Raw genomic sequence first — 16,089 nt, forward strand, 5'->3', positions numbered from 1 at the left:
TTTGAATACATTGAAGTATTTTATAACCGAAAGCGGCGTCATGCATTTTTAGATTACGTAGCGCCAGTTGATTATGAGGCTCAGTATGCCTCTTAATTATTTTATCCGTTTTATTGTGGCAACCTCACAGCGTAGCTTTTTGTCGTCCGAATTTATGTATTGTTAGGCATAAAATTCAACTCATAGATTGACATGTAACCCAATATATAACTCCTGGCTCAGGCAATAAATCAAACATCGCATCTAACGTCAGTGGATTGTCACTGGTGTAATAAGAAAGATCAATTATTGGATTATCCGTGGTACCTGCGCCCACTTTAAATACACCAGAGTTTCGTCCTAATTCAGGATAATACCAGCAAGAATAATTATATGCCTTTTCACCAGATGGAACTGATCTGACAATTTTTCCTTGCACTGACTTTTCGTCTCCTGCTAGTAAATGGTTGTAAATTGGCCACGCAGCTTGGTTAGATATAATTTCTCCATCATTAACAAAGAAATTTACAGATAAGTGTTCTGGGAGCCATACCTCATGAGTTGGCGTTTCCCAACGTCCACCATGACCTGAAACGATATAGTTCATATTTTGCCTCCTTAAATTAAAGATTTGTTTTTCAACGCCTCAAGAAGAAACGACGCTTGCGACTTCCTGATGTAGTTATTTGTTAGACAATAATTGCGCTTTATATCTGGGAAGTGCAAAAGATCACTTCCACTGGCTTTATATTAGTAATTCGGCTTTTCTGAGACTTGGCAAAGTAAACGACTTTTTCTGTGTTTCTTAGGAAAGTGACAATAATAATTAGGGTCAAGAGTTAAATTAAACTCAAACCACCTCACTCGCCACCACGGTACACCGATACCCTGCTTTGCTGTCGCCGCGTGCGGTGACTTTGTCTATGCTCCAGTTGCCTTTCATTTCCGGTGGGAAGGTGTCGTTTAGGGTGAGGATGCCTTCTACAACGAGTTGGGTTGCCCATACCTAGTCAATAAGAGCTTCGAGTGTGACGCTGGAGCCTTGGCGTTGGCTTTTGATGAGGTCGTCTTGGCAGGCTTGTTGGGCGCTGGTTGGGTTGTCGTAGCTTTGGCGTAGTTTCTTATATAGTGCGGTGCCGACTTGTACCGTGTGTTCTTCCCCTGTGTTGTGGTTTGTCCAGTTGGCTTTGACGCCGGTGATGGCGCTGCGGCTGGGTCGGTCGAGTTGGCAGTTGATGAAGTGACCTTGGCTCGGTGTGTTCTGGCTGGGTACGCCGACGACGACGGGCGGGATGGCTTGCCCTGTGATGGTGTTCACTTGGCCCCGTTTGGCGAGGACGTACAGGTCGTTGACGGGTTTGGCGATGGCGTCCCGTTCCCGTGCGATGCGGGTTAAGAAGGCGCTGTCGGTTTCGTCGGTTTGGTCCATGTGCTCGAGGAGGACGCTTTCAAACTCTTTGGCCACCCGTGGGCTGAATCCATGGGGCGTGACGACTTGGCGGAACAGGTCGGCAAGGGTGACGTTTTCGAAGGTGCGTGTGCGGCGCTCTTTAAAGCCGGTGGTGTCGTCTACCTGAAACGGCGCGGCGGTGGCCACTATGGTGACGCTGGGCGGAAACAGTGTCGGCACGATGCGGGTGATTTTGAACTGGCCTTTGTCGATCAGGTTGTCGCCGTAGCCTTCTTGCCACGTGAGCACCGCGCCCTCTTTCGGCAAGCCTGTTTGCCCTGTGGTGTCGATGTGCAAGGTGAGTTGGTCACTTTGTGTGCCTGCGGCGTCGATGCGCTCCCACGAGGTCAGGCGATTATTGATGATGCGCTCGCCAGCTCCGCTCACGCGGGCTCGTGGTAGATAGTTGGATGGTTTGTTTAGTCCCATATGTTGGTTACCGTCTCGGCTGATTTTTCTGGCAAGGTGGGGATTTGGATCACAACGCCAGCGGGAAGCACTGGCCCGTAGGCTTCTAAACCGGGGTTGTGTTCGAACAAGGCTTCTTCCGCTTCGTCGTCGTTGCGTTTTAGGGCGATCCACAGAATGTTGGATATGGTGTCGCCGTCGCGGCTACGGATGGTTGTCATTGGCGTACTCTTCTAGCTCTAGGGTGAACGCGAGGACGAAGGCGGTGCCGTCGTCGATGATCTTGTCTTGCTTCTCTTGCAAGCGTTTGATGGTCCATTGGCCTAGGTTGTTACCGTAGCCATCGGCCAGCACCAAGGGCGCGCGCTGGTTTTGTAAGGCGCGTAAGGCGTTGAGATTCGCCATGCCATCGCCTTGAAACCACGTGCCTGTGACCGTGATGTTTTCCAACTGTTGGCCCGTGTTTTGGCTCATGGGCTTTTGACCGTAACGCGCCACCGCGACCCAACCGCCGTCGCTAGTGCGCTGCAAACCCTCGTATGGCGTGCCTTCGCTGAGCGAAAACACAAAACCACCGAGCGACATCATCTGACGCATGATTACTCCTTAGATAAAAATGGAAGGACAGAAACGAAAAAGCCCATCAGGGATGGGCTTGGGGGTGTTTGGTTAGGTTTGGTTAAATTTAGAGGTTTAGGGGTGTTGCTTGTCTGAGCCCGAATTTACAAATACTTGAAATCAACAGCGCCGACCCCTTGAGTCTGTTGATTAACTTGATACATGATGTTCTATCACTATTCACCCGTATGTTGCGCATCGTCACTCTTAGCTTCCGCTTCGCTACTTTCTTTGAGATTATTTAAAGACTTTTCTATTCTTGAAGCACTTTCTAAAATGGCTAAATTGAGCAACTTCAGATTTTCGCTTGTCGTTTGATCAAGTATTTTTATTCTTGCTTCAATTACCTCGGAAGATTTGGCTATTTCTCGTGCGCTATCCGCGATATTTGAATAAACACTTAACACTTCTCGGTGTTTCTCAACAGTTTGGTTGCTATCGATAGAGTCCTTAGACCAAGTAATGATCAAAATAATAAATCCACTGAGCCCAACAGTTACTGTGTACTTAGCTAATTCACTTAAAAACACTGCCACTCTGCGCTTTTGTACAGTTTTATTTACGACACACGTCTTAAAATTGCGAAGGTAAGATACCAATATTTTTTGAAATAAGCTTGGTCGCCCATCCAAACAAGTGGACTCCATATAAGCCTGAAACATTCTCCAATGCCACTTTGTTTTATGCGCAAGTTTAGCTGGGTTCTTAACCATACCTAAAAGAATACAGTCTTCTGGGTGATTAAAGTTAGCTGAACCTGCTGGAGCTAAGTAGCATAACACTTGCCCATCATCCGTTCGTTGATACGATAAAGTTGCTCCGTACGCTGTTTCCAATTTCTCGGTCATTTGGTAGTCGGGTCTCATTTCTATGATTGAATCAAACGGTCGATTGCCATAGAATACATCAACATTTTTTTTACTAAGACCTCCATACCTTCCACCCGGACTGATACAGAGCGAATACAAGCCATTCAGACGCTTACTCTTAACAGTAGAGTTCCCGTAGGCCAAGAATAACTCTTTTGAACCTTTGGAAAAATTGTCAAAGGCTGTATATCGGTTTCTACGATCAGTCATTTAATCCTCATAAGCATCTAACGTCATTCAAAGTATAAACTGCTTAAGCTTCATTACTCATTAAAAACCAAAAGCCCACAATCGTGGGCTTTTAAAGCATATTTTGATGTTAATGTGCTTATTCCAATCCCAAAGATTTATTTCACTTTAAGACTAGGACATACTTGTTTTCTGTCGAGTTAAATTCAAACTCAGCAGTAATGTTGTGTAAACTTTTAAGTTCATTTCTAAGCTCATTAAATCGCAATCCTTCGCTATAATCATTAGCCAAATGAGGTTGTTCGCTCCATAAGTCTTGGATTTTATACAATTCTTGAATAAGTTCGTTTTCAGTCACTTTTTAATCCCTAGCAAATATCTCGTCTAGTATTTCACTATATTAAGATGGCCAATTTCATCTAACCCAAACTAAACTTATCCCTTTACTCAAATAAAAACAACAACTAAAGCCCACTTTCGCAGGCTTGCTTTTGTTGACTGAAAAGGCTTACCACTTAGAAGTCGACAAAGTTACGTTGGGCGTAGTCTTTGACGCGGGTGATGTTGTCGTTTACCCAGTCTGGTGTTTGCAGTCGTGCTATTTGCTGTTGGTACATACGGACGGCTTGAATTAGGTCGATGAGTTCTTTTGATGGAACGACGACGGGGTCGCTTTGTATCTGCATGGATTTGACGATGTTGTTGAGCAGTTGCCTTCCTTGGAGGGAATGGCTGTCTGTTTCCGCTAGTGCTAGGTTGTCTGTGGTTGTTTTTGCTCGTGGACCTGTTTGGAGTAGATGAAAACTAGATGCTATTTTTCATCTGACCCCAAATATCACGAAGGTGCGTTGTGTGGCTTTTTTGAGTGTGTCGATGCTGCCGTTGACCCTGTGTGCTTGCCTAAATTAAAAGGCTAGTTGGGCGATTTGTTGCTGGAGTCAGACGGCGGGGAATTAGCAGGAAAATCAGCGCCACCCTTGATATGACTGGGTTTGAAAGGTGGTTGTCTGTTATAAGCTAGCGCTTTGTTATACACCGTAGGCACGCTTAGCGTTTTTCACTTGGCCTTCTTCTGTAGTGCCGGGTACTAAGTAGTACCCAGGTGCAATAATTTGTTTTGTACTCAAAACCTCCACCACGATAATGCCCTTAACTGGAAAGGATTCGCCCGCAAGAGACTGAACCAATTCCAATTGTTCGCTGTAAGCAGCACTCTCTGCAGGAATATACTTCGCATGACCTTTAAGTTTAAATCCTTTTTGCTTGAATACATGCACAAAGCTGACACAAACAGCTACGTTAGTTTCGATGTTTTTTACGCTTACAGGTGAAGCGATATTAGCTATAACAACTTGAGAGTCACCAAAATGTGTGAATATCTCCTTCGGTGAGCAATTTGGTGAACCTTCATCGTCAACGGTTGCTAGCCAACAAAGAATACTTTCATCAATCGACTTTTTTACTTCTTCAGTAAGCATCAAATATTAATCCTTTTTGTGTATAACGCCCACATAAAAGGCGGAGCGTCAGCGACGTCCAGCGCAACGTAGTGGAGCGATTTTTAATGCGCTTGTTATGAGTTGATTGCTGCATACTTTTGTAAGACCTCCAAAATATCTTGATACATCTTTTCGTCCACGATGTACTCGCCACCGTCCATCCCTTTTGGCAATAACTCAGGATACTCGGCCCATAGGGGCTGTAATACTTCAATGTATATTTCTCCCATAATCTTTCCTGTTTTCTGGGCATACACTCTGAACTCTTCTTTATCAAGAGTGTCTTGGAGATTCCGTAGGTGATTATCTACAACACAGCTTGCCATTTGCATGGCCAGTGTTGTTTTTTCAGCGATTTCCCTATTCATAAATTTTACTCATAACAGTTTAATAGCGCGCATGGGCGTTTAAAGGTTCATTGATACTAAAAGACTTTCTCGTTTCCTACCAGCCAAAACAACTAAAGCCCACTTTCGTGGGCTTTTTACTGCTTGAAGAGTTACCGCCTAGAAGTCTACAAAGTTGCGTTGGGCGTAGTCTTTGACGCGGGTGATGTTGTCGTTTACCCAGTCTGGTGTTTGCATTCAACTAACTTTAATCACAATTGTCTATTTTCCCATGCTAAAGCAAATTCTTCGGGTGTCGGAGGAATAATGTCAAACCAATCTGTATTAAACACCTTCTCTCTCTCTCGATGTAAATCACCAACTGTAACAAATCCAGGTCCAGGTAAACCTGTTTCCGAGTTAACGACCAACACAGTCAATGGAGCTAATCCATTCTGACTACAATAATGAAGAATATGACCGAGCTGCCTATCTAAAGTGCCAGATCCTTTGTATCCAAGAATATCTGCAACTTCTAAATACGTTGTGATTTTTCGCTCAAATGCAAAACCAATCAAAATTTGCCAAATTTGTAACGCTCGATTTTCAAGGCTTACATTCTTAGAGAAATATTTAACCATGATGTCCTCTTTAAAATTTTCCATTAGTTTATTAATACTAAATTGTTCTTATGGCCACAGCTAGAAAAACAGCAACTAAAGCCCACATTGGGCTTTAGTTGCTTGCTGCTTAGAAGTCGACAAAGTTGCGTTGGGCGTAGTCTTTGACGCGGGTGATGTTGTCGTTTACCCAGTCGGGGGTGCGGAGCTGGGCGATTTGGGTTTGGTACATGCGGATGGCTTGGATTAGGTCGGTGACTTCACTCGCGGGCAGAACGACTGGGTTGCTGGTTAGTTTCATGGACGACACTATGTTGTTGAGCAGTTGGTACTTGTCCGTTTCTGCGACCGCGTTGTTGTCGGTGGTGGCAGGAAGGTGCTTTTGCTCGTGGAGCTGTTTTTCCATTTGGTTGAAAGCGTTGATGTAGGCTTCTTTGAATTGGGCGGCTTTGCTGCCGGTGAAGCCCATGGCCAAGAAGACGAAGCCGTCGCGGGTGATGCGATACGCTCGATCTTGGCGAGTTGCGCCCTTGCCTACTTCCACATCAATTATCATCTCCTCAAAATTGAGGGTATGAAAATCTGCACTGCATTCAAGGCTTTCTATTTTGCGCAAAAGGTTGTCATGGCGCTTGTGAAAGCACTTGGCAATGTCAGTTGAAGTCGTGGTGATTTGATCGTTGGTGATTTGTACAACGGGTGCGTCAATGCTTGAGATAATATCCATAGCCATGTTTGGCCTCCTGTGTATGAAGTTGACCACCTCGTGAGGTTCGAATCTCAGTAAGGTGGTGGGTCTGAATCAGGTTCGAACTACCGCCACAGGAACGGCCAACCCGAAGGTTGCCCAACAAAGACCCACCATAACAGGCAAATCTCGGCCACAAAAAAACACGCTCTGCGTGTTTTAGGCCGCTGTGAAAACGGGGTTCGAATCCCGGCACTGGATTTTGCCAGTGCAAGGAGAATGTTAGATCAAGATTCGGGTGGGGTCAATTGCAACATTACCAAAAACCGATATATTGAGTTAACATATAATAATTTATAAGGAGATAACTTAATGACTTATGACTTTAGTCAGCTTACTGGAAATGAATTTGAATCTCTATGCAATGACTTGATATCTAAAAGAGAAGATATTTTTATTGAGAGATTTAAAGATGGAAAGGACGGTGGAATAGATGGTCGATTCCATGAAGCAGATAAAAGTACTGTAATAATACAATCAAAACACTACTTGAAATCAGGCTTTAAACCACTCGTTAATAAACTAAAAAATGATGAACTAAAAAAACTAAAAAAACTTAACCCTTCACGATATATAGTTTCAACCTCAGTCCCTCTCAATCCACCACAGAAGGATGAAATAAAACGAGAGCTAGAGCCATATATCAAATCTACAAAAGACATTCTTGGGGCAACAGAATTAAATTCCTTGCTCTTACAGTACCCGGAAATAGAAGAAAACACATATAAACTTTGGATAAATAGCACCCAAGTATTAAAAACAATATTTAATTCGAAACAAAACCAAAACAACCAATTAAAAATAAATAATTTTCTATCGAAATCAAAACTCTATGTAAGAACAAAAAATCATGAAGATGCCAAAGAAAAGCTAAATAATTTAAACACTGTAGTTATAAACGGAAGCCCAGGGATTGGAAAAACAACTCTAGCGCAACAGTTAGCATTAGATTACATTGCAGAAGGATATTCTTTTTGCGTAATTGAAGACGATATCAGTGATTTATATAAACAACTAAATACATCAGAAAAGCAAATTTTTTATTTTGATGACTTTCTTGGCGATGTTATTTTCAATTTAAACAATAGTGGAAACAGAACACTAAAGTGTATAAATGAATTGAAAGAAGCAAAAAACACTAAATTTATCCTTACAACTCGAACCAACATTTTAAATCAAGCAAAATCAAGTCTACCTAGTTACAAGTCAACAAACACTGAATCATATCAGTTTGAAATCCCAATACATTCATTAAGCAGAATAGATAAAGCAAAAATTCTTTATAATCACATTTGGTATAGTAATTTAAAAAAACCGAAAATTGAAAAGATCTATGAAAATAAGAACTATAAAAAAATAGTAGATCATCGAAACTTCAATCCAAGGTTAATTGAATTTATTACAGATGAATATAAAACAAGAGATTTTTTGTCAGATGATTTTTGGACTTATATTACAGATACACTCAACAATCCTAGCGAAATATGGGATCACGTAATTCAACATCAACTTACAAAAATTGAAAGGGAGCTAGTGATTTATATTTCTTTGTTCACATCGAGACATATAAGTGAAAATGATTTAGAAAACTTTCATTACCTCTCAGCTCATGAAGATCCCACATTTAACGATTTAATAAAAAGTTTGACTGGATCCATTATTAATAGAGAACTAACCGAACAAAGAAAGATTAAAAATAAAAAAATTATTTTTTACCCTGCATCACACTACACATTATTCGACCCATCTATAAAAGATTATATTTTCAAAAAATACTCTTCTGAGCCATCACTTATATCAAGACTAGCTTTAATTAAAAAATCTCCTAATGATATTGAAATAGCATTAAATGGAATGTACAGAAAAACAGCATCCCATGAAAATGAAAAACATAAAATTCAATTTATAGAAAGCATTTATTCCAATTTAGAAATTGAAAATGAAAATGAAAACTCTTTTAATTGCTATATCCTTAATAAAATTAAAGAGATGAACAAAACGGGACTTTATAATGATATAAATTTATCACTTTTCAAAATAGCATTAAAAACAAAATTGAAAAATCTAGACATACATCAAATAAAGACCATAAATTTAAATCTAAAAACTATAAGTATAGACTCTTTTAATCCTAACGAATCTGATGATTTTGAAAAATTGATTTTAAATCACAACAATAACATTGAAGACCTTAAAGAAATATCAAAGTTAATTAATCATTTAGAACCAAATGGAGGTGAACTATCAGGTTTTTTAGAGGATGAGTTCTCCACTTTATTATTTTCAGAAATCGAACTAATAGCAGACCAAGAAGGTATCGAAATATATAAAGATGAATATGGCGAATATGATACATCAGAGCTTGAACAGTTAATAGATGAACAATTAAGTGACCTAAAATCAAAAAACAATTTACGGAATTATGAGTTTATTGACGATTCAATTTTAGATCGATTTGTAGACGATGATCAATATAATGATGCAAAAAACAGCCTTTCTAATGATTTTGAGGATAATGATGATTCTGAGATTGATAGTATATTCGAAAGAGAGTAATTAAAGGCGCCTTACTTGAAAAAAAGACACTCTTATGGAGTGTCCTATTAATATCATTATCATTTCATGCTATTTGGAATCAGATAAAAAACCAATCTATTTTCATCTGATCCCAAACTTATATTTGATTACCCAAAATAACAGATACAAAAAAACCGCTACTGCGGGTTATTCTTCAGTGTCTTCTTTAATTTTGCCTTTATCAGGCTTGCTCGCATTAGGGTCAAACGCCCTATTTTTTTGTCCTAACAAAAAGGCAATAGCGAGAGCAACTAGTACAGTACTTAGACCAATAGGGACTGCTATATGACCTTTGTCAGCAAGATAAACAATTGCCAATAAAACCAGTAAAACTACAGTTATTGCTGCATTTCTATTCCACTTAGATTCATTGTACTCATTCTCCTGCGCTTTGGTGATGATTCTTTCTTCCCGCTCTGCATTTTCACGCATCATTTCAAAGGTTTCTTTGGTGAAGCCTTCATAAACCCTTTCATAGTGCTCTAAATGAGCAGGCGGGGGAAATGGACCTGAATGCTGTTCTGATCGAACTGCCATCATCACCTTACGGCGTTCTTCAGGATTTTCACGAACAATCCTTTCTACATCTGGAATATCTTCCATGACAACAGATAAAGGCTCGCTTTCTTTAAGTTTTTCAATCTCTTGATCAACAATTTGGCGATCTTCTTGGGCTTCTTCCTGCCTATCACTCATTGGGCTGGAATACCTTTTTTAACATTCTTAAGATAAGCGCGACCATCTACAAACTCGGCTTGTTTCTTAAACGCCAAATTAAAGTCGGAGGAAAATCTTTCAGTGGCTCTACGATGGATTTCACCTTTTTTAGGCACCAATGCCATATAATCTGTCCGAGGAAAAAAGTTTAAAACACTCCCCATTCCTCTTAAGAAATTACTCATATCACGTACTCCATAGTCAATTTAATATGCACTAGATAGTGCGAATAAACTGGCAAAACTTTGGGTAACTAGCTACATAATAGACAAAAACGATGGAGCTAGTTATCTACACACTATGTGTATTTCGCACTAAAGTGACGGAGTCGTCAACATATAAATTAACATAATTAAGTGCATTTCTTATTTTTTGAAACATCTAACAACCTACGTATGAAACCTTCCCTAACTCCCCCGCTTATCCGTCAAGCTCCCATCCGCCCTTGTGACGACGTCCATATTGCCCATCATGCCATGTGCAAATTCGGCTTTGAGTCTTGCTATCACTTGGTCGCTGACTTGTTGGTCGTAGGCTGGGTTGCCTGTTGGCGTTAAGTGGAGCACTGGCGCGAAGGTCATGCTTTTGTTGTTGTTTTGTAGCTGTTGGCTTTGCTTGGCGACGGCGTCTGGTGCGGGTTGGTCGGTTTTGTCGTCTGAGAACCATGTGCCAATTTTGCTGCCGATCCACTCGCCTAAAGAACCGCCACCCATACCGCCCGCGATGGAGCCAACGAGGCCACCAATGGCGGTGCCGATCACGGGGACAACGGAGCCAATGGCCGCGCCTGCTAGGCCACCTGCGGCGGCTCCGCCCATGCCGCCGAGCATGTCCCCTGCGGTGGCGCCTATTTCGGTGCAGGTGCCGCCAGACATGGCCGAAGCGAGGCTGACGCCTTGCATGGCCATGTCGAGTGGTCGGAAGAATCGCCCTGCGCCTTTTAAGCCACTGAGTTTTCCTAACTTGCCCAACCTGCCAAAGCGGCCACCTGCGTTGGCGCGTTTAGTTGGGCTGTTGCGGTCTGCTATTTGGTTTTCGTAGGCGCGTAGGCCTGCGAGTCGGTTGCTTGTTCGGCTGTTTCCTAGTGTGTTTCCTCTTTTAGTTGTTCTTGCGCCTGCCCTTCTTGCTACTCTTCCGCCATAGCCCGCGCCTGCGCCGAGGCTGTTGAGTTTGCGGTTTAGGCGATCCAGTGAGCGGGATGCTCGGTTGGCGCTTTGGGTGGTTTGGTCTGTGCTTAGGTTGAGTTTGGTTTTGCCAAGGTTGAGTCGGTCACGCCCGTTGCCCAAGGTGAGTTTGGCGAGTTTGAAGGCGATGGCACCGGCTTTTACGACGGCGATGGCCGCGGCGACGCCAAGCAAGCTGCTGGTGAGTTGCGGGTTGGCTTCGGCAAAGTTGGCCACGCTGTCCACCACGGACATGAGCGGCGGCAAGACGGCATCGAGCACGGGCAAGAGTCGGTCGCCCAGTACGATGGTCATGCGGTCGAATTTGGCACCGAGCATGGCGAGTTTGTGGCCACGGGTGGCGGCGCGGTTGGCGTATTCGTCGTTGACGCTGTTGGTGCGATCGGCTTGGTTGGCGACTTTGGCAAAGGCGGCGACGAGGCCGTTTTTATCGTCGTCCAGTGTGGTGACGAGTTTGGCAACGGCGCCTTTTACTTCTTCCCCAAAGAGCTGCGAAATCACTGCGCCTCGGTCTGTGGCGTTGACGTCTTGCAAGCCTCGCATGACTTCCACAAGGGTACCTTGGGCGTCTTGCTGCATCATGTCCGCTAGTTCTTCAGCATTGAAGCCGATGCGCCCCATGGCATCTTGCTGGGCGGCGGTGGCGGCGTAGCCTGATGTGAGTCGTCCGGTGATGTTTTTCAGGGCGGTGGCCGCGACCTCTTGAGTCGCACCACCTGCAATGAGGCTGGCAGACAAAGCGGCGGTTTGGTTGTAATTTAAGCCTGCGCCCATGGCGGTGGAGCCTTGGCGTACCATGACGGCGGCAATGTCTTTTGCCTTGGCGTTCATGTTGTTGCTGAGGTAGTTGGTGCTGTCGGCTAGGTCTAGGGCGTGCTTTTGGGTGAGGCCCATGGCGGCGCGCCATGTGGCGAGTGTGCTGCCGGCTTCTTCGGCGGATACGTCCCACGCGACGCTCATTTTGGTGGCGGATTCGGCAAATTGTAAGAGTTGGTCTTTTTCGATGCCGGATTGGCCTGCGGCGGTGACGATGTCGGCGATGCCTTTTTGTTCTACGCCTAGCCGCCCTGCCAGTTTCATCATTTCTGTGCGGTATTGGGCTTCTTCTTTTTGGTCGGTGAAGTTGACGACTTTTTTGACGTCGGCAAAGGTGTTTTCGTAATCGACGGCGCGTTTGCCTGCCATGATGAGTGGCGCGGCTTTTAGGGTGAGGCCAACGGCTTGGCCGATGAGTTCGCTTTTTTGGGCGTTTCTGTCTGCTATGCGCCCTTTTAGGGTTTGGATTTTTTGCAGTTTGGCTTTTTGGCGGTCCAGTGCCTGGCTGGCTTGGTCGGTTTGTTTGGCGAGTTTGAGTTCTTGTGCGCCAAGTGAATTCATTTTTATGCCAGCGCTGCTCATGTCGCGCTTGAGGCCGCCTAGTTCTTTGGCTTGTTTGCCGTAGGCGTTGGTAAGCTGGGTGCTTTTGAGTTGGGCGTTTTTGAGCTGGGCTTGTTCTTGTTTGTAGGCTTTTTCGGCGGCTTTTTTGGCTTGGGTGAGTTGTTGTACCTTGGCGGTGGCGGCTTTGACTTGTTGTGAGTGCGCACCGTAGGCGGCGGCCGCTTTTTGGGCGTTTTGTTGGGCGTTGGCCAGTTCGATCGCTTGTTGTTTTGCGGCGGCGGCTTTTGCGCTGGTAAGTTGTTTTACTTTGGCGGTGGCGACTTTGGCTTGCTTGGACTCGGCACCGTAGGCTTTGGCAGCGTTTAGGGCTTGTTTTTGGGCGTTGGCCAGTTCGGCCGAGCGTTGTTTTGTGGCGGCACTTTGGGCTTGGGTGAGTTCTTTTACGTGTTGTTTGGCTTGGGCTAGCTGTTGTGATTGTGCGCCTTGGGCTTCGGCCAGTTTTATGACGTTGCGCTCGGCTTGGGCTAGGTCTTTGGTGTGTTGTGCCAGTGCGGCTTTGGCGTTGGTTTGGTTTTGTTTGAGTTGGTTGGTTTGTTGGGCGGCTTGTTTCATGGCCGCGCGGGTTTGGTCTAGGCCTGCGGTGAGTTTTTTGAAGCGGGTGATGAGGCTTTGTTGGTCGCTTAGGCCTTTTAGGTGTTGGTCGGTTTGGGTGATTTGGTGTTCTAGCTTCCCTGCTGTTTGGATGATGTTTTTGGCGGGTTTGGTGAATTTGTCGACGGCGGAGAGTGCGATGGAGATTTTGGAGTCAGCCACGGTTTACCTCTTTTGTATTCCTAGTTTGGCGGCGGCTAGGTGGTAGCGGCGCATGGCTTCGTCGATGCGCCAGTTTAAGATTTCAGACGGTGGTACGTGGTAAACCAGCGGGATGACGTCGGTTAGGGTTTCTATGTCTTTGGGTGAAAGTAAGCCGCCGGTTGTTGCAAAAAATCGATGAGTCGCTCTTGCAGTTGGTTCCAGTCTGGCAGGCTGAGGCGTTCTAGTTCGCTTTGGCTGAAGCCTGTGCAGCTTGAGCTGATGAAGATGGTGCGCTCCCATTCGTTGGTGTGGGTGTCCATTAGGTCGGTGGTGGCAACGGTGGGCGGTTTGAGGGTGTATTGGGTTTTCTGTTGGCCGCTGTCGCTTTGGATGGGGATGAGTAAGGTTGGCGCGGTGTTGTCGAACTCGCCTTCTATGAGCTGGCTGGCGGTGTTGTTCATGAGTTCTAGGACGTGGTTTTGGATGCTGGTGTAGTCTGGGGTGACGAGGCTTTTGATTTCTTTGTCGCTGAGGCTGGTGCTGGCGCTGATGCAGGCACGGATGAGTTGGGTGTCGTTGTCTTTGTGCTGTTGGGACAGTTCGCGGTGCTGGCCCATGGTGAGGGTTTGGCAATGCACGCGGGTGATGGGTTCGTCTTTGTCGCTTTTGGTTGGCCAAACGAGTGTGTGGGTTGGTGGTTGGAACATAGGGTTTCTCTTTTTTGTGTTGGGGGTTGCCACCTAGTGGTTTAGGTGGCGCTGTGGTTTGGGATGATCGGTTTTGCTAACGAAGGCTTATGGTAAGCCGACGTTGCGGCGGTGGGCGGCCAGTAGGTCACCGTTGCCAAGGTTGAGGATTTGGGCGTTACGGTCGATTTCGTAGATGGTTTTGCCCGCTTCGGTTTTTTTGTAGGCGCTGACGGTCATTTCGATTTCGTGGTCTGGCAGTTCGCCCATTTTGCTGGCGGCTTCGGTGACGCCGGTGATTTCCCCTGTGATGCTGTATTTGATGGCGAAGTGGTTGCCGTCTTCATCTTGGTGGGATTCGTTGACGTTGACCTGGCACATTTCGCCATCGGCTAAGCCGAAGGCTGACAGCAGGGCTTGGTTGGCGCCTTTGATTTTGTATTTGGCGGTCATTTTTTCGAGGCCGACCATGATTTCACCGGGAATGAAGGAGCCTCCACGGGTTTCTTGCATGGTTTTTTTGACTTCGGGTGGGGTAAATTCGTCCAGTTCTTTGATGAGCGGTTCACCGTTGATGATGGCCATGCGGCTGATGCGGGTGCGTTGTCCTGCCATGTTAGAGAACTCCTTCTAGGAATGATTCGACGATGCCTACGTCTTCGATTAGGTGGTACACCATGTGTTCGTTTGGCGCGTAGCCGTGGTATTTGATGGCGATGTGCCATTCACCGTTGGTGTAGTTTTCGACGTTGTTGAGGGTTGGGTGCAGGTAAACTTGTGCGCCCATTATGGTTTCGTCGGCCTGTAGGGATTTGAGCCAGAAGTTGAGCTTTTCAATTTCTTGGTTCATGAAGGATTCGCTGAGGTTACGAGCCATGGCGCGCTGGGCGGTTTTGGCCAGTTTGCGAATGATGGCGTATTCGAGCCCGACTTGTGATACGAAGCGACCCATGACACAGCGGTTGCCTATGAGTGAGAAGCCTCCCAGTGAGGTGCGGGCAAAGTAGGATAAGCCAAAGCGGTTCATTAGGTCGCCGTTGGTGGCTTTGTCCATGATGTTGTAGTCGATGGTGCGCGCGGTTCCGTCGATCAGTACGCCCATGCCGCCTTTTGCTGGACTTTCCCATGGGTTGACGCGTGCAAAGCATGTGAGGGCGATGGCAGCACCTGAGAAGTAGACGTTGCCTTTGGCGGCTTGGCTGTAGACGGAGACGAACGGGTCGACTAGATAGAATGCGTCGTAGCCTGTGCCTTCGCCCCCTAGGCTTTTGGAGTATTCGACGGCTTGGTTGTCGTTGGTGTTTGGGCCGTCTCCCACTGGGATGGCAAAGAGGCGTTTGCCCATGGCGGCCATTGCATCGGCAACGGGTTTGGTGTTGAACCCTGGTGCGGCAATGTGAGTGGGGACTTCCATGCAGTCGGCTAGGGCTTGGATGCCGGTTCGCTGGCCTGTTGCTGGGTCAATTTTGCCGAGGATGTTGTTGGTGGTGTCGGCGGTGTCGTTGCCTTCTTCTACGATAATTGCGTAGATGGGAACGGAGACGATGCGCAGGAGTTCGTAGCAGGTACGCCACAGTGTGCCGCGTTCGTCGCCTGTTGTGTCGAGTTTGGCCGCGGCGGCCATGTTGGCAATGCGGATGGGGGTGTTTTTGGCGTAACTTTCATGGGCGTCGGGGGCGGTACCCACGATGCCAATGACAACACCGCCTAATGGCCCCATTGGCGGTGGCGCTGAGTGGGTTTGTACGCTGATGCCGTTGTGTACGAAGGATGCGATTTCTGGCATTAGGCCTCTCCTTTGGTTTTGGTGGCGCTTTTGTTGGCATCGACCGTTGGGGCGATTTTGCCGCTAAGCATGAGGAAATCGGCTTCGCTGGGAAGCAGCTCGACGCTGTCACCCACTTGGTGCCAATGATGGGTATTTGGGCAGCGGTACGGGGCTTTTACTTGGTATGTTTGCCGCGTGGTGGCGGGCTTTTTGGTGGTCATGGCTTTCTCCAGACGTAAAAAAACCGCTTGCGCGGCTGGGTGTTTGATTCTTTAAATT

At 45.9% G+C, this 16,089-nt stretch carries 20 protein-coding genes; 4 read left to right on the forward strand and 16 right to left on the reverse strand.

All coding sequences use genetic code 11. The features are described from left to right. Positions 1-9 precede the first annotated feature (9 nt). Complete coding sequence (locus OA79_RS18620) at positions 10-96, forward strand: hypothetical protein (RefSeq protein ID WP_442919194.1); 87 nt, start codon at positions 10-12, stop codon at positions 94-96. Positions 97-175: 79 nt separating this feature from the next. On the opposite strand, the gene OA79_RS14970 is transcribed toward OA79_RS18620, so the two are convergent. From OA79_RS14970 to OA79_RS15015, 10 genes are all read right to left on the reverse strand, one after another. Further along, positions 176-586 (reverse strand): putative adhesin, encoded by a 411-nt coding sequence (locus OA79_RS14970; RefSeq protein ID WP_063334046.1) that lies wholly within the window; start codon positions 584-586, stop codon positions 176-178. A gap of 399 nt (positions 587-985) precedes the next feature. Beyond that, positions 986-1,816: a contractile injection system protein, VgrG/Pvc8 family gene (locus tag OA79_RS14975; protein WP_231908885.1), complete on the reverse strand. Its 831-nt coding sequence runs from the start codon at positions 1,814-1,816 to the stop codon at positions 986-988. A gap of 32 nt (positions 1,817-1,848) precedes the next feature. Further along, entirely contained in the window at positions 1,849-2,058 is a 210-nt protein-coding gene (locus tag OA79_RS14980; RefSeq protein ID WP_063334047.1) for a tail protein X, read from the reverse strand. Beyond that, positions 2,042-2,434, reverse strand: coding sequence for a phage tail protein (locus OA79_RS14985; RefSeq protein ID WP_024022801.1), 393 nt, complete (start codon positions 2,432-2,434; stop codon positions 2,042-2,044). The genes OA79_RS14980 and OA79_RS14985 overlap by 17 nt, the downstream gene beginning before the upstream one ends. Positions 2,435-2,631: 197 nt before the next feature. Next, positions 2,632-3,534: a hypothetical protein gene (locus tag OA79_RS14990; RefSeq protein WP_063334048.1), complete on the reverse strand. Its 903-nt coding sequence runs from the start codon at positions 3,532-3,534 to the stop codon at positions 2,632-2,634. Positions 3,535-4,028: 494 nt separating this feature from the next. Beyond that, positions 4,029-4,199, reverse strand: coding sequence for a hypothetical protein (locus tag OA79_RS18575; RefSeq protein WP_331709330.1), 171 nt, complete (start codon positions 4,197-4,199; stop codon positions 4,029-4,031). 342 nt (positions 4,200-4,541) lie between these two features. Beyond that, a complete protein-coding gene (locus OA79_RS15000) occupies positions 4,542-4,991 on the reverse strand; it encodes a pyridoxamine 5'-phosphate oxidase family protein (protein ID WP_063334050.1) in 450 nt (149 codons plus the stop codon). 95 nt (positions 4,992-5,086) lie between these two features. Next, positions 5,087-5,380, reverse strand: a complete 294-nt coding sequence (locus tag OA79_RS15005) for a hypothetical protein (RefSeq protein WP_063334051.1) — start codon at positions 5,378-5,380, stop codon at positions 5,087-5,089. A gap of 230 nt (positions 5,381-5,610) precedes the next feature. Then, on the reverse strand, positions 5,611-5,979 hold the full coding sequence (locus OA79_RS15010; RefSeq protein WP_063334052.1) for a hypothetical protein: 369 nt from the start codon (positions 5,977-5,979) through the stop codon (positions 5,611-5,613). Positions 5,980-6,088: 109 nt separating this feature from the next. Next, a complete protein-coding gene (locus OA79_RS15015) occupies positions 6,089-6,691 on the reverse strand; it encodes a Rha family transcriptional regulator (RefSeq protein WP_063334053.1) in 603 nt (200 codons plus the stop codon). A 327-nt stretch (positions 6,692-7,018) separates the two neighbouring features. On the opposite strand from OA79_RS15015, the gene OA79_RS15020 reads away from it, so the two are divergent. Continuing rightward, on the forward strand, positions 7,019-9,262 hold the full coding sequence (locus OA79_RS15020) for a restriction endonuclease (RefSeq protein WP_063334054.1): 2,244 nt from the start codon (positions 7,019-7,021) through the stop codon (positions 9,260-9,262). Between the two features lie 168 nt (positions 9,263-9,430). Here the strand turns inward: OA79_RS15020 and OA79_RS15025 are convergent, their stop codons facing one another. The 4 genes from OA79_RS15025 to OA79_RS18270 all read right to left on the reverse strand — a co-directional run bounded on the left by OA79_RS15025 (position 9,431) and on the right by OA79_RS18270 (position 13,817). Continuing rightward, positions 9,431-9,979 (reverse strand): hypothetical protein, encoded by a 549-nt coding sequence (locus OA79_RS15025; RefSeq protein WP_063334055.1) that lies wholly within the window; start codon positions 9,977-9,979, stop codon positions 9,431-9,433. Next, positions 9,976-10,185: a hypothetical protein gene (locus tag OA79_RS15030; protein ID WP_063334056.1), complete on the reverse strand. Its 210-nt coding sequence runs from the start codon at positions 10,183-10,185 to the stop codon at positions 9,976-9,978. The genes OA79_RS15025 and OA79_RS15030 overlap by 4 nt, the downstream gene beginning before the upstream one ends. A 222-nt stretch (positions 10,186-10,407) precedes the next feature. Next, entirely contained in the window at positions 10,408-13,374 is a 2,967-nt protein-coding gene (locus OA79_RS15035) for a phage tail tape measure protein (protein ID WP_063334057.1), read from the reverse strand. Between the two features lie 131 nt (positions 13,375-13,505). After that, complete coding sequence (locus OA79_RS18270) at positions 13,506-13,817, reverse strand: phage tail assembly protein (RefSeq protein ID WP_156486282.1); 312 nt, start codon at positions 13,815-13,817, stop codon at positions 13,506-13,508. Positions 13,818-13,835: 18 nt separating this feature from the next. Between OA79_RS18270 and OA79_RS18275 the strand changes: the two genes are divergently transcribed. After that, on the forward strand, positions 13,836-14,108 hold the full coding sequence (locus OA79_RS18275; RefSeq protein WP_156486283.1) for a hypothetical protein: 273 nt from the start codon (positions 13,836-13,838) through the stop codon (positions 14,106-14,108). Positions 14,109-14,150: 42 nt separating this feature from the next. On the opposite strand, the gene OA79_RS15045 is transcribed toward OA79_RS18275, so the two are convergent. Further along, positions 14,151-14,657: a phage major tail tube protein gene (locus OA79_RS15045; RefSeq protein WP_063334059.1), complete on the reverse strand. Its 507-nt coding sequence runs from the start codon at positions 14,655-14,657 to the stop codon at positions 14,151-14,153. Between the two features lies 1 nt (position 14,658). Beyond that, positions 14,659-15,828, reverse strand: a complete 1,170-nt coding sequence (locus OA79_RS15050; protein WP_063334060.1) for a hypothetical protein — start codon at positions 15,826-15,828, stop codon at positions 14,659-14,661. On the opposite strand from OA79_RS15050, the gene OA79_RS18280 reads away from it, so the two are divergent. After that, a complete protein-coding gene (locus OA79_RS18280) occupies positions 15,813-16,049 on the forward strand; it encodes a hypothetical protein (protein WP_156486284.1) in 237 nt (78 codons plus the stop codon). The two genes, OA79_RS15050 and OA79_RS18280, sit on opposite strands and share 16 nt — an antisense overlap. The last annotated feature ends 40 nt before the right edge of the window (positions 16,050-16,089 follow it).

The organism is Marinomonas sp. TW1, from assembly GCF_001625355.1.
GTDB lineage: Bacteria > Pseudomonadota > Gammaproteobacteria > Pseudomonadales > Marinomonadaceae > Marinomonas.